General features: G+C 69.5%; 8 protein-coding genes and 2 pseudogenes. 6 read left to right on the forward strand and 4 right to left on the reverse strand.

Annotation, left to right across the window (positions count from 1 at the left end):
• The 3 genes from GA0115259_RS19150 to GA0115259_RS19160 all read right to left on the reverse strand — a co-directional run.
• Positions 1 to 618: cytochrome c oxidase subunit I (locus tag GA0115259_RS19150; RefSeq protein WP_176732590.1), on the reverse strand; the 618-nt coding region annotated here is incomplete at its 3' end.
• A gap of 227 nt (positions 619 to 845) precedes the next feature.
• The gene (locus GA0115259_RS19155; protein ID WP_141716620.1) at positions 846 to 5162 is read right to left on the reverse strand and encodes an nSTAND1 domain-containing NTPase; all 4317 of its coding nucleotides are present in this window, start codon (positions 5160 to 5162) and stop codon (positions 846 to 848) included.
• Between the two features lie 62 nt (positions 5163 to 5224).
• The gene (locus GA0115259_RS19160; RefSeq protein ID WP_093598499.1) at positions 5225 to 5554 is read right to left on the reverse strand and encodes a CU044_2847 family protein; all 330 of its coding nucleotides are present in this window, start codon (positions 5552 to 5554) and stop codon (positions 5225 to 5227) included.
• A 346-nt stretch (positions 5555 to 5900) separates the two neighbouring features.
• Between GA0115259_RS19160 and GA0115259_RS19165 the strand changes: the two are divergent.
• The 4 genes and pseudogenes from GA0115259_RS19165 to GA0115259_RS19175 form a co-directional block, all read left to right on the forward strand.
• Positions 5901 to 6344: pseudogene (locus GA0115259_RS19165) on the forward strand (SPW repeat protein); the annotation flags it as partial.
• Between the two features lie 102 nt (positions 6345 to 6446).
• Positions 6447 to 6524, forward strand: a pseudogene (locus tag GA0115259_RS41980) (DNA polymerase III); the annotation flags it as partial.
• 118 nt (positions 6525 to 6642) lie between these two features.
• Positions 6643 to 7200, forward strand: a complete 558-nt coding sequence (locus GA0115259_RS19170; RefSeq protein WP_161230416.1) for a hotdog family protein — start codon at positions 6643 to 6645, stop codon at positions 7198 to 7200.
• Positions 7201 to 7492: 292 nt separating this feature from the next.
• Complete coding sequence (locus tag GA0115259_RS19175) at positions 7493 to 8098, forward strand: N-acetylmuramoyl-L-alanine amidase (protein ID WP_093598508.1); 606 nt, start codon at positions 7493 to 7495, stop codon at positions 8096 to 8098.
• A gap of 115 nt (positions 8099 to 8213) precedes the next feature.
• On the opposite strand, the gene GA0115259_RS19180 is transcribed toward GA0115259_RS19175, so the two are convergent.
• Positions 8214 to 9770, reverse strand: a complete 1557-nt coding sequence (locus GA0115259_RS19180; RefSeq protein WP_093598511.1) for an extracellular catalytic domain type 1 short-chain-length polyhydroxyalkanoate depolymerase — start codon at positions 9768 to 9770, stop codon at positions 8214 to 8216.
• A gap of 253 nt (positions 9771 to 10023) precedes the next feature.
• On the opposite strand from GA0115259_RS19180, the gene GA0115259_RS19185 reads away from it, so the two are divergent.
• Positions 10024 to 12486 (forward strand): SpoIIE family protein phosphatase, encoded by a 2463-nt coding sequence (locus tag GA0115259_RS19185; protein WP_093598514.1) that lies wholly within the window; start codon positions 10024 to 10026, stop codon positions 12484 to 12486.
• Positions 12487 to 12696: 210 nt separating this feature from the next.
• On the forward strand, positions 12697 to 13884 hold the full coding sequence (locus GA0115259_RS19190) for a S8 family peptidase (protein WP_093598517.1): 1188 nt from the start codon (positions 12697 to 12699) through the stop codon (positions 13882 to 13884).
• The last annotated feature ends 46 nt before the right edge of the window (positions 13885 to 13930 follow it).

Raw genomic sequence — 13930 nt, forward strand, 5'->3', positions numbered from 1 at the left:
CATCGTCATGCCGGGCGCGCGCATACAGATGATCGTGGTGATGAAGTTGACCGAGCCGAGGATCGTACCGAAGCCGGAGAAGGCAAGTCCCATGATCCACAAGTCACCGCCGACACCCGGCGAGTGGACTCCGTCGGTGAGCGGGGAGTAGGCGAACCAGCCGAAGTCCGCCGCGCCGTTGGGAGTGAGGAATCCCGCCACCACGATGAGCGAGCCGAAGAGATAGAGCCAGTACGCCAGGATGTTCAGCCGAGGGAAGGCGACATCGGGCGCACCGATCTGGAGCGGCATGATCCAGTTGGTGAATCCGGCGAACAGCGGCGTCGCGAACATCAGCAGCATGATCGTGCCGTGAATGGTGAACGCCTGGTTGAACTGTTCGTGCGAGATGATCTGGATACCGGGACGGGCCAGTTCGGCGCGCATGAAGAGCGCCAGCACGCCGCCCATGATGAAGAATCCGAACGACGTGATCAGATAGAGCGTGCCGATCGTCTTATGATCGGTGGTGGTCAGCCATCCGACGATGACACTGCCCGGATGCTTGCGCCGTACCGGCACCTCGTTCTCATAGGCGTCCTCGGCCTTGGCCGACTCTTCCGTGCCTGTCGTCGTCACTGCAACGTTCCTCCGGTCAACGCCTGGGGTGGGGACTCGGCAAGCAGCATGGCGTCGCTTTCACCGGCGCGGCGCGACCGCTTCCTCTCCGGCGCGTCGTGCGGGCCGCCGACGGACCGGTCGGAGGCACGTAATTCCCGGGCCACGGAGGCAAACCCGGTCATCGGTCCCGGCGCCTCTTCCGTCAGCCGCCGCGACATCACTTTCACCCGATAGGGCGGACGCCGCTATCCGCACAGATCGCCCGGCCGGCTTCCCGCGGGCATCAGCCGCTTCTCACCCTCCGTCAGACCCCGTCCCGCGATCTCGCACACACGCTCCAACCAGACCTCCGGATCCAGCGGGACGATCCGGGCGTCCGAGCCGTCGATCTGGGCGTAGGTCTTCCCTTCCGCGTCGAAGTCGGCCGTCGGCGCCCATCCCAGAGCGAAGCGGTACCGCACACTGCCCTTGTCCACGTCCCAGACGACGGCCTCATTGGTGGTGCTCTGGATGAGCAGCTCCCGCGAGGATGGAAAGCCGCCGAGCCAGGCCACGCCGTTGTAGGCCAGTACAGGCAGCCATGCGTCCTTCTCCAGGTCCCGGACCTGGACCTCACCGCCGCGCCGTACGACCGCGAGCCGTCGCCCTTCGGGGTCGAAGGTGATGTGTTTGATGAGGCCTCGATTGTTCTTGATCGTGGTGACGCGCTCGCCTCGTGCGAAGTCCCAGACCACGAGATCGGAACCGGCGGTCTTCACCACGGCCTGCTCGTGTCCCGGCCGGGCGAGGCCCCAGGTTCCGGAGGCCTCGGCCGAGCGGTTGGGCTGCTCGGCGGCCTCCGGCCGGAACGCCGTGCCCGTCTGCTCGCCGCTCGACAGCTTCCACCGCGAGATGACTCCGGCGGACGAGACCACGACCGTGTCCTCGTCCCCGAACGAGATGTCCGTACCCGCCGGAGTGAGCGCCGTACGGGGATCGGGCCGGCCCGGATCGATCCCTTCGGGCGCAGGAAGACCGATCCGGCGGACCTCGCGCAGACCGGGCAGCTCCCAGACCAGGACGGCACGGCCGTCCGCGGTGCCGGTGACCATACGGGTGCCGTCGGGGCTGACGGCCGGATAGCTGCGTGGCAGCTCCTGTGAGGGCCGTACCGCCGCGAGCTGTCTGCGCGAGTCGAGATCCCACAGCCGCAGACCCAGGCCGTTCGCGTCCACCGTGACCACGCGTCGGTGGTCGGCGTCCACCAGATGCATCCGTCCGGTGAGCAGCGCCGTCTCCAGCTCGGACGGCGGACGGACACGGGCGAGTACGACCGTACCGCCCACACCGACCGCGGCCCGCAGCGCACTCGGCGGTCCGGCGAACGCCACCGCGGGAAGCTGTACGGAGCCGGTGACCACCGGATCGGCCGCCGCGGGCGCCGGGAGGTCCAGCACACTGCGCAGCCCGGTCCGCAAATCGATCACCAGAAAGACGAAGTGGCCCAGCTTGCCGCCGTACCGCGTGGGATTGGTCAGCAGATAGCGGCCCGTGGCGTCGAGACGCGGGACGGTCAGCGGACACGCCCCGTTGATCTGATAGGGAGTGAACCGGTTGCGCAGCCGAGGTGTGCCCGTGATGTCCCAGACCTGGAGGACGTTGTCCGCCGTGCACCGTACGAGAGCGGTGCCGTCGCCGCTGACGGTGGCTCCGGCCGTCGCGGTGTCACCGCCCGGTGCCGGCCGGACCTCTCCGGTCGTCAGCTCCCATACCGTCAGCCGCCCGTTCCTGCCGCCGTTGTCCGCCGTCTCCGCGCCCTCCTCGGCGAGACGGCCGATGACGGTGTTCGCGTCGCCGAACCACGCCTCCGCGATCTGCCACCCGCGCGGCGGACGCAGCGTTTTGCCGGCCCGGCCGCCGTCGCTCGCGTTCCAGACCAGCACGCCTTCCCCCGGCACTGTCGCGAGCACCCTGCGCCCGGCCCGGTCGAACCGCAGTGAGGTCGCTCCCCGCGGATTGCGGAGCGCGTCGGCCTGGGAGCGCAGCGTCACGCGCCGATTGTGCTCGTCCCTGGTGACGATCCGCCCGAAGCCGGTGGAGAGAACGGACACGCGCCCGTCCGACGACATGGCCAGCTTGTCGGCGCTGCCCTTGGCCAGCCGCCGAGGCGCGAGCGACTCCTGCCTCGAACGCACCGTCAGCACATCTCCCTGGGCGAGCTGTACGGTGAAGCGCTGGCCGTCATCGCTCATGAGGACGTCCTCGACCTCCCCCCTCCCTTCGAGGACGACCCGTTCGACATTGCGCAGCCGCTGGAACTGCTCGATCAGCCCGCTCTGCGCCGCCGGCTCGGGCGCCGTGCGGTAGGCGGCGGCGTCGAACAGCGCCGAGGCGACGAGGGAGGTGTCGTCCACCTGCTCGGCGGCGGTGGCGAGCTGGGCGGACGCGGCCCGGCGGAGCTGCTCGTCGAGGTGGCTGTTCTCGACGAGGAACAGCACCGAGGCGACCAGCGCGAGCACCGTCGTCACGGCCAGCCCGATCGTGAAGTTCCGCTTCGCCCGGGCGCGTCGGCGGGCCTCGCGCTCCTCCGCCTCCCGCCGCTCCGTTCCCGCCCTGATGTACGCCAGCTCCTCGGCCGACATGTCGGCGCGGCGGGCCAGTGCCCAGGCCTCCGCGCTCCTCAGCTCCTCGCCGGCCGGCAACTGGTCCGCGGCACGGCCGTGTCCGGCCCAGCGGCCCAGGTCGAAGCGGAGTCCTTCCTGCCAGGCGCGGAACTCGCGGTCGGCCGACAGCCACTCCCGCAGCGGTTTCCACTCCCGGATCAGGGCCTCGTGCGCGAGGGCGGCCACCCGTGGCTGTCCCTCGTCCTGACGGATCACCACCAGCCGGTTGGGCGCCGCGGCGAGACGCTGGGCGATGGCGTCCAGCGCGGGCTCCAGCCGGCCGATCTCGGCGGGACGGGAGACAAAGGTGTCCGGCTCCGCCGGCCGGGCGAGCTGGACGAACAGCCGCTGGGCCAGCGCCCGGTCGCCGTCGGTCAGGGACCGCTCGTGGACCTGGTCCGCGTGCGCGGCCAGGGCGCCCGTCACACCGCCCAGCCGGTCGTAGGCGAGATGGGTCAGCAGGCCATGGCTCTGCTCGTCCCAGAGCCGGGTCAGTACGAACTCGACCAGCGGAAGCTGAGCGGCCGACTCGATCGCGTCTTGCACGATGCGCTCGTCCAGGCCGTCCTGGAAGGCGACGCCCAGCCGCTCGGCGGGCAGCCGTACCGCCTCGCGGAGCTGCTCGCGGCCCATGGGCGGCACGAGCACGCTCGCATGCTCCAGAAGCTGGGCCGTCCCGACGGTCAGAAGCTGGTCCAGGGCGGCCGAGCGCAGCGTGAGGACCGCCCGGATGCCGTCCTGGCGTACGGAGTTGGCCGCGCCCGCGAGCGAGACGAGCAACTCCAGGAATTCACGGGCCTGTTCGGCCTCGCCCGCCACCAACTCCTCGTACTGGTCGACGAAGAGCAGCAGTCGGCCGGCCGTCGTCAGCAGCCGCTCGGCGAGGCTCGCGAGCTCCTCCGGCTCGTCGAGCAGACCGGCCAGCCGCCCGGCCGCCGAGAGACGTTCGACCTCGCCGAGATCCGGTTCGAGCAGTGGCAGCAGGGAGTTGGCCAGCATTCGGCGTGGCGGCTGTCCCGCCACCGGGCGCAGGGTGACCGTACGGACTCCGTCCGCGTGCAGTACGGGCAGCAGCCCGGCGTTCACCAGTGAGGACTTCCCGCTGCCGGACGGGCCCGCCACGACCACGACAGGATGGCGCGAGACGGCCGTCAGCAGCCGCGCCGACTCGCGCCCGCGCCCGTGGAAGACCTCCGCGTCCTGCTCCCCGAACGCCTCCAGTCCGCGGTAGGGACACGGAGGCCGGAGTCCGTCGAAGTACTCGGGGATCTCCTCCCGCAGCACCTCGGACGGAATCAGATAGGAGACTCCCTGACCGCCGTCCTCCACCGCCACGGTCATCCCGACGACGGCACTCAGATCGCGGTCCCAGACCGGGGATCCGCTGAATCCCTGGGCGACACGGCCGCCGCCGCCCACCGGCGCGTCCATCTGGACCCAGCCGAGGGCCTGTCCGTCCCGGAACTCCGCCGCGGCCCACTTGCCCTGGTCGGCCTTGCCTGGAAAACCGAACACCTGGGCGGTGTGGCCCCACAGATCCGGAGTGGTCACCAGCCGTAGCGGATGCGCTCCGCGCGGTGCCGGCCCGGGGAGCCGCAGAATCGCGATGTCACCGCGCTCGTCAGGTCGGATGGGCCGCCAGGCCACCACCTGGGCCGAGGAGCCGGGCACCGTGTCACCGTTCTCCTCCTGGAGGAAGGGAAGGTCCAGCGGTACGGGCGTGCCGGGCGCCTCCTCGCTCCTGGCCGATATGCCCAGCGCCTTGGCCACGACATGCGCGCAGGTGCACACCAGTTCGGGAGAGATGAGGAAACCGGCTCCCGCGACCGTGCCGTCACGGCTGCGGATACGGACCATCGCGGGGCCCACGATCGCCCCGACGGCACCACCGTCCAGAGGGATGCGCGTCAGGCGCTCCATCTCCACCCCGTCGTCACTCGCTCGTTGTCACTCGCTCCGGTCCGGCTGTCGCGGCCGTGACACTATGTCAGCGTTTCGCTGTGCCACTCCAGGTGCACGGTGAAATTGGCCTCGGTCGCGGCCTTCGCCACCACCACGCCCGCCTCGGCGGTGAGTTTGACACCGAAGTCCACGGCCACGGTGTCCGGCGGACGCGCCAGCTCGCGGACCTTCTCGACCATCACATCGAGCGCGGGCCGCACCCGGTCCAGGGCCTCCTGCAAGGTCTCGGCCACCGTGTGCACCTCGGCGCTCCCTCGGGCCGCCCTGGAGATCCCGCCGTCCTCGGCCTCGGTGATCTCCAAAGGGACCGAAGTCCCGTCCGTGAGCCGCAGTTCCCCCACGTACGACATGACCACTCCTCCGCTCGCGGCCCATCAGCCGTGGTCAAGGATCCAGCGAAATGATCCTGGAAGCAACGGAGTTGCGGTGCAGGTCCGGTGGCGGACACGGTGAAAGGGCGCGGTGGAAGGCGCGCTGGCGGGCGCGACTCACTGCCACCGTCCCGTTGCCCTGCGTGCCTTTGGGCAGGCATGCCCGAGCAGTTCGGCTTTGTATACGTTCCGTTGAGCGGTGGTGACGACGGGTGCGAGCGCGCTTGCGTTTAACAAAATCCGACAAAGCGCGCAGAATGGACTGAGCGCGACCCGGTGTCGCGCATCGCGGTCAGACTTGCGGCGAACGAAGGAGGCGAGTCGTATGGCCGACGTTTCACATGCGAGGGGGGACCTTGCCGGTCATCCCGATGTCCCCGAGATGCAGGAGCGTTACGCGCGCATGCTCGGTGGGCGCGATGTGGCACTCGTGGACGGACCGGTGTTTCTCGTCGGTCTGTACTGCGCGCTGTCACCGTGGATCCTGCACTTCTCGAACACTCAGCGGTCGCTGGCGATCCACAATCTGATCATCGGCATCGCGATCGTCGTGCTGGCACTCGGCTTCACCAGGGCTCCGGCCAGGATGTACGGGCTGAGCTGGGCCATGTGCCTCCTGGGAGTGTGGCTGATCGTGTCTCCATGGGTCGTGAGCAGCTCCATCGGTCCCGACAAGGGCATCATCTGGAGCAATGTCGTCATCGGCGCCCTCACCTTCCTGCTCGGTCTGCTGTGCGCGGCTGCGGCGATGAAGAGCGGGAAACGCCGGTTCGGCACCACGGAAGAGACCCGGCTCGGGCCCACACAGGAGAGCCGGCTCGGGCCCACGCAAACGAGGCCCACGCAACCGAAATGAGGTGACCGGCACAGGCTGACCGGCCTGACCCAGGCCGAAGTGGACACAGGTCTCGGCTTCGCCGAGGCCTGTCGTCTGCTCGCGGTGGATCACACCGACTCACACCGACTCACACCGACTCACGCCGGCCGGCGGACGTAATGCGGCCGAAACGCGACACATTCGCCATCCGTCTCGGCATCGAGGCCACGGACAGATTCGATCTACGACTGTGATCCGCGTCCGGCACCATCTCGGCGGAGACGATCCGGTGGCCCGGGACCACCGGATCGGTGGGACACCCGTACTGCCGGCCGCCGCGCAGATCGACCCCATGCTCACCGTCTGCGACACCACACGCCCGGACAGCCAGTGGCGGCTCGACCAGGTCGCGTTCGTGGCACCGCTCGATGTCCCGGCGTCAAAGTCCGGAGCTCAGGCGGGAGTTGAGGTCGAGTTCGCCATGGATGCGGGCAAGGGCGACGAGTGCTCGCTGAGTTCGTCGCGGCCCGACGGGGGCGACGGGGGAGAGCAGGCGTGGTCGGTGCACAGCGGGGCGCGGGCGACCGGCGTCGCGCTGCCGCCACCTTGCTATATCGAGGTGTCACGGCCGCGCGCCGGTTGCTCCGACGCGGTACCGCTGTCCGCCGTGACCGAGCGGCGGCGAGGGAGCGGGATCGAGTACGGCCCTGCCTTCCGGGCGATCCGCGCGCTCCATCGCGGCCCGGCGCGGATGCGATACGCCTCCGGCATGGTGGGATGGTCCGCGTCGAGCAGCGCCGGCTCGTAATACGGCGGCTCGGGCCGGCGCAGACTCACGCTGGGGGAGTTCATCGCTTTCACCGTTCCTGGCTCAGTGCTGTCAGGGCTGGGCCGAAGTATGGAAGCGTTCGCCAAGTCTTTGTGCGCGGACGGATGGTCTTCCACGAACGGGTGACACGCGTGTCGGTGGAAGGACGGTGCTCCGGTGTCCGGGTACGCTGCACGCACCGCCAACGCCCGCTGTGCCACGGGCGCATGGGACCGACGGCGCTACGCGCGTCACCACCCGCACGGCTATGGAAAACACACGGGAGCTCCCCATGGAAACCGACGAATCCGGCCCACCGCGCCGTACGTTACTGCGCGCGGGCGCGTATCTCGGCGCCACGTCTCTCGCGATCGCCACGGCCTCCGCCGTAGCGCGGGCCGGTGAACAGCGCGGTACCGTCCGTCCCGTCCCGGACTGGATCCCGGCCAGTCCCTCCAACTACACCGTGTCCAGCCGCCCTTCGGAGTATCCGGTCGAGTTCGTCATCATCCATGTGACACAGGTGTCCTTCCAGAGCGCCAGGAAGATCTTCCAGAATCCGGCCAAGAACGTCTCCGCGCACTACATGGTCGCCTCGGCGGACGGATACGTGGGCCAGTTCGTGCGGGAGAAGGACATCGCCTGGCACGCCGGCAACTGGGACTACAACACCCGCAGTGTCGGAATCGAGCACGAGGGCTGGGTGGACCGGCCCGAGTACTTCACCGGCGCGATGTACGAGTCGTCCGCGGCGCTGACCGCCGCCGTCTGCGACCGGTACGGCGTACCGAAGGACCGTGGCCACATCATCGCGCACAGCGAGGTCCCGGGCGCCACACACACCGATCCCGGGCGGTACTGGAACTGGGACCGCTATATGGAACTGGTCAATCGCTGATCCCGGTGGCGCGGCCGGAATACCGCCTCGGCCGCGCCACCGCGCGCTTGGTGCTGTGCTGAGCTGCGTTGTGTTACGTGATGCTGCTGTGCTGTGCAGTGTTGCGTAGTGGCTGCTACTCCCACTCCACCGTCAGCGTCGCGTCGGCTCCCGACCTCAGGAAGACGTACGCCGTCGATGCCGGCGCGTTGACCAGCCGCAGCCGCGCCTGGGTGACGCCCGTACGGTTCACCGCGGTGAAGTCGCCGGACGCCTTCGTCCCCGAGGAGAAGGCACCGAACTCCGCCGCCTCACTCACCGAGGCCGCGGCGGCCCAGTCGTCCGCGCCCGTCGTGCAGGCCGCGCCGAAGCATCCACTCCTGACATCCAGCACCAGCCGGTTGCCCGCCGCCCACGGATCACCGCTGCCACTGGCGCGCGCCACCGTCACATACGCCCGCTTCACCGTCGCGCCGTCCGGCAGGGACGAGGTGTCGAACGAGAAGAGCGCCCGGTTGTGCAGCCCGTCCGTCCCACGGCCGACCGCCACACCGAGGCTGCCTTCGAGCGTGCCGACCACCGGACCGCCGCCGCTCGCCGACGCCTTCACATAGCCGTCGTCCGCGGCCACACTCGGAAACACCGCGGTGCTCGGCGGCTCTCCACCCGGCTCTCCCGGCTCCTCAGGCGTTCCGCCGCCGCCGTCCAGACCCCAGAACTGTCCGATGCGGTACGAGGCGCAGAGGTTCACATCGAGGATGTACGCGCCCGCGGTGCCGCACTGCTCCGCTCCCGTGCCCGGGTCGACCGGCTGGCCGTGTCCCATACCGGTGAGCGAGTACGTCTCCACCACGGCCCGTCCCGCACCGTCGCGGTACACCGCGTGCGGATAGCCGGCCACGGTGTCGTTGGTGTCGGCCGTGGCGTCCGTGCCGTGGACGGCGGTCCACTGCTCCACGGTCTCCCTCATATTGGCGGGCACGACCGTTGTGTCACCGGTGCCCTGCCAGACCGAGACCGACGGCCTGCGCCCGGTGTAACCGGGATACGCGCCACGGACCTTGTCCGCCCAGGCGGCCGGTGTCAGATTCGTTCCCGGATTCATACAGGTGTAGGCGGCCAGCACACTGGTCGCGCAGGCGTAGGGCAGTCCCGCCACCGGCGCTCCGGCGGCGAAGACATCCGGATAGGCGGCGAGCACCACATTGGTCATCGCGGCGCCCGCGGAGAGCCCGGTCGCGTACACCCGGGCCGGGTCACTGCCCAGATCGGTCTTCATCCGGTCCGTCATCTGTTTGATCGACAGGGCTTCGCCCGCGCCCCGCCCGATGTCCCCGGACTCGAACCAGTTGAAGCAGGAGTTGAGATTGTTCCCGGACTGCTGCTGCGGCAGCAGCAGCGCGAAGCCCCACTGGTCGGCCCACTTGGTCCAGCCGGTCTCCGTGTCGTACGCGGCGGCCGACTGGGTGCAGCCGTGCATCGCCACGACAAGCGGGCGGCCCGCGGGCAGTCCGTCCGGCACATAGCGGAACATCCGCAGATTTCCCGGGTTTGAACCGAAACCGGTGACTTCGGTGAGTGACGCGGCCCGCGCCACGGGCACGAACCCGGGCCCGCCCACGCCGAGCAGAGTGACCAGCAGCGCGAGCAGCAGTCCGACGGAGAAAAGGTTTCTTGTGCGGGTTCGATGCATGGCGGCTCCTTCGAGGCGTCCCCCTCTTGTGGGTACGGAGAGTAGGGCGGCTCGCACACCGTGGAGCACGGGCCGGACCACCATCAATCCACCGGAGCGGTGGGGTCTGGCCATATGGACGGCCGGGCCCTGTCCGGCCGCCGATGGATGGCACCGCCGCGCATGACGTCTCCCATGAAGGGAATATCAGATGCGAAGGAGTAAAAGTTCCCTATGTGAAGAGTAAGAAAATTGTCCGAAAGTTGAGATCGGAATGGATGACACGCGTGGCACGGCCACGGGGGAGGCGCCGACCGGGTCCGGCGGTGGCGTCAGGTGGGCTACGGCGACGGTCGACGCGCGCGGCGTCGTCATCCGCTGGAGCACCGCCGCCGAGCAGATGCTCGGCTACGCGCCCGTCGAGATCGTGGGACACAAGGCCGAGGGACTTCTCCAGGGCGCTCTGCCCGCCTCCGGATGGCGGTCGCTGGCCCGCCAGGAGCTGTGGAGCGGCCGGATCGCGGTACGCCACCGGGACAGCGGTCCCATGGATGTGGATCTGCTGGCCTGCCCTCTCGGCGACCGCGACGGCAACGGTGGTGGGACCGGTAGCGGCGGTGGGGCCGGCCAGTGGCTGCTGGCGACCGTGGCGGAGCCCGGCGCCGCTCGTGACGCCGATCTGACGGAGCGGTCATTCGCCCAGGCGGTGCTTCCGATGGCGATCCACGACACGGATCTCCGGCTGCTCCGCGCCAACCATGAAATGTGCCGGATCGTCGGCCTCACGGAGGAAGAAATGCGCGGACGACGTTCCGGATTCCTGACGGAGAACCGAGTGGACGCCGAGGTCGAGAGGCCCATGCGACGGGCACTGCGCACCGGCGAGCCCGAGACCGCGCTGACCTTCCGCCGGGCGGCGGGCGAACACCATGAGCGCGCCTGGACCGTATCGCTCTCGCCGCTCACCGACGAGTACGGACAGGTCCTGGCCGTCGCCGTGGCCGGGCTTGAGATCAGCGAGGAGTACCGGGCCCGCGAGGGACTCGCCCTGCTCAACGAGGCGGGCCTGCGGATCGGCACCACTCTGGATGTGACCCGTACCGCCGAGGAGCTGGCGAGCACACCGCTGCCCCGGTTCGCCGACTTCATCAGCGTCGATCTGGTGGACTCCGTACTGCGCGGTGACGAGCCGACGCCCGATCCGCTCACCGGCGATGTACGGCTGCGCCGCGTCGCGCACCAGTCCGCCCACCGGCCCGATGTGCCCGAGGCCGCCGTGGCCGTCGGCGAGGTGGACAACTATCCCGAGTACTCGCCGCCCGCCCGCTGTCTGACCACCGGCCGGGCCGTTCTCACCGGACCCTGGGACACCGAATACACCCGGTGGATGACGCGCGATCCCAGGCGGGCCGCCAACTGCCCGCGCTACGGCGTCCAGTCGATCATCGCGGCGCCTCTGGTGGCCCGGGGAAACATCCTGGGCGCGGCCCTGTTCTGCCGCAGCGTCAACCCGGAGGCCTTCACCGAGGAGGATCTGCTGCTTGCCGAGCAACTCGCGGCCCGTGCCGCCGTCTGTATCGACAACGCACGGCGGTTCACACGCGAGCGCAGCACCGCCGTCACCCTGCAACGCAGTCTGCTGCCACGCGGACTGCCACCGCAGTCGGCCGTGGAGGTCGCCACCCGCTACCGGCCCGCCGACTCCGAGTACGGCGTGGGCGGCGACTGGTTCGATGTCATTCCGCTCTCCGGCTCCCGGGTCGCCCTGGTGGTGGGCGATGTCGTCGGCCACGGCATCCACGCGTCCGCCACCATGGGCCGGCTGCGTACCGCCGTGCGCACGCTCGCGGACATGGACCTGCCGCCGGACGAGCTCTTCACCCATCTCGACGATGTGGTCGTACGGCTCGCCTCGGAGAACGTCGGCGCGGCGGAGAACGCCGACACCGCGGCCGACGACGCCTATGTCGGGGCGAGTTGTCTCTACGCCGTCTACGATCCGGTGTCCCGCCGCTGCTGCGCGGCGCGCGCCGGCCATCCGCCGCCCGTGCTCGCCAAGCCCGATGGCACGGTGGAGGTGGTCCGGCTGCCGGCCGGTCCGCCGCTGGGCCTGGGCGATCTGCCTTTCGAATCAGTGGAGTTCGAGATCCCGGAGGGCAGTCTGCTGGCCCTCTACACCGACGGACTGATCCAGTCCCGTGAGCATGACGTCGGCTCCGGCATCGAGGTGCTCTGCGACATCCTGAGCACACCCGCCGCATCGCTGGAGTCCATCTGCGACTCCGTGCTGCGGTCCCTGTTCTCCACACGTCCCGTTGACGACGTAGCCCTTCTGGTCGCACGCACCCATGCGCTTGACGACGGTCAGGTCGCCACCTGGGAGCTGCCGGCCGAGCCGTCGCTGGTCGCCGACGCCCGGGAACGGGTGACGGGCCAGCTCGTCTCCTGGGGCCTTGAGGAACTGACCTTCAGCACGGAGCTGGTGGTCAGCGAGCTGTTCACCAATGCCATCCTGCACGCCGGCGGCCCTGTCCAGCTACGGCTGATCCGTGATCGCACCTTGATCTGTGAGGTCTCCGACAGCAGCACCACCGCTCCGCATATGCGCCGGGCCCGGGTCTTCGACGAAGGCGGACGGGGACTGCTGCTGGTGGCTCAGCTCAGCGAGCGCTGGGGCACGCGCCAGATTCCCACCGGCAAGGCCATCTGGTCCGAACAGGCGCTCCCTGTCGCCTGATCCGTACAGTCACCGGCACCCGTACGGTCACCGGCCGCGCCGTCTGCTGCGCCATTCGGCCGATGTCGTTCGAGCGGCGCGTGTGTCGTGGCCGAAGGACGCGTTTTCCTCCGTGAAGGACGGGTTTTCATACATCGCGTACAGCACTGTCGACTCCGTCGGCTCTTTCGCTTCTGTCCGCGACCGAATCCGTCATTCCAAGGAGAACGCATGCGTCTGCGCACGCGCTGGGCACCGGCCGCCCTTCTGCTGCTCGTCCCTCTGCTCAGCGGTACCGACGCCAAGGCCGGGCCCCGTGAGGACCATATTCCGGTGGAACGTTCCGCCCGGGCGGTCCCGCACCAGTACATCGTCACGCTGAAGCCCACGCTCTCGCCGGCCGACGCGGTACGGCGGCTCGGGCTCGATCCGCTCTTCACGTACGAGACCACTCTGCGCGGATTCGCCGCCGTCCTCACTTCGTCCCAGCTCAGCGCGGTGCGCGCGCTTCCCGGCGTCGCGGCGGTCGAGGAGAACGGCCGGGTCGCGGTCGGTCCGCCCGTGACCGGGCCGGATCCCGGACGGACCGGAGGCGCCGTCGCGAGCTGGGGACTGGACCGGATCGACCAGCGGAGCCTGCCGCTCGACAACGAGTTCACCGTGAGTGGTACGGGCAAGGGCGTCACGGCCTATATTGTCGACACCGGGATCGAGACCGCGAACAGTGAGTTCGGTGGCCGCGCAACCGTCGGCTTCGACGCCGTTCCCGACCGGCGCGAGGGCCAGGACTGCAACGGGCACGGCACCCATGTGGCGGGCACCACGGGCGGAACGATCCATGGTGTGGCCCGCGCGGTCTCGCTGGTCGCCGTACGCGTACTCGACTGCCGGGGCCATGGCACCTGGGCCGGTATCCTCGCCGGACTCGACTGGATCGCCAAGAACGCCAAGCAGCCCGCGGTCCTCAACGCGTCCCTGGGCGGGCCTTCGTCCAAGGCGGTCGACGACGCGGCCGACGCGATCGCGGCCCGAGGCGTCCTGCCCGTCGTCGCGGCGGGCAATGAGTCCGCGGACGCCTGCGCTGTCTCGCCGGCGGGCGCCAAGCAGGTGGTCACCGTGGGCGCGACGGACAGACAGGACCGGGAAACCGAGTTCAGCAACTACGGCGAGTGCGTGTGGACTTACGCTCCCGGCGCCGCCATCGTCTCGGCCGGACTGGGCGGAGGCTCCGTCGCACAGAGCGGCACCTCCATGGCGAGCCCGCATGTCGCCGGCGTCGCCGCGCTCTACAAGGAGAAGCATCCGGACGCGAGCCCGAAGGACATCGCGCTCTGGCTCGCCGGGCAGTCCAGCAAGAATGTGCTGTCGCCCATCAGCAAGGGCTCACCCAACCGGCTGCTCCACACCGGCGGCCTCTGACCGACGGACTCCGCCGGTTCCGCCGGTTCCGACATGACGGAGTCGG

Source organism: Streptomyces sp. MnatMP-M17 (assembly GCF_900091995.1).
Taxonomy (GTDB): Bacteria; Actinomycetota; Actinomycetes; order Streptomycetales; family Streptomycetaceae; genus Streptomyces.

Excerpts from the sequence above, each read along its gene's own strand:
- GA0115259_RS19155 (WP_141716620.1), bottom strand. The coding sequence starts at position 5,162 with ATGGAGCGCCTGACGCGCATCCCTCTGGACGGTGGTGCCGTCGGGGCG.
- GA0115259_RS19160 (WP_093598499.1), bottom strand. The coding sequence starts at position 5,554 with ATGTCGTACGTGGGGGAACTGCGGCTCACGGACGGGACTTCGGTCCCT.
- GA0115259_RS19175 (WP_093598508.1), top strand. The coding sequence starts at position 7,493 with ATGGAAACCGACGAATCCGGCCCACCGCGCCGTACGTTACTGCGCGCG.
- GA0115259_RS19180 (WP_093598511.1), bottom strand. The coding sequence starts at position 9,770 with ATGCATCGAACCCGCACAAGAAACCTTTTCTCCGTCGGACTGCTGCTC.
- GA0115259_RS19185 (WP_093598514.1), top strand. The coding sequence starts at position 10,024 with ATGGATGACACGCGTGGCACGGCCACGGGGGAGGCGCCGACCGGGTCC.
- GA0115259_RS19190 (WP_093598517.1), top strand. The coding sequence starts at position 12,697 with ATGCGTCTGCGCACGCGCTGGGCACCGGCCGCCCTTCTGCTGCTCGTC.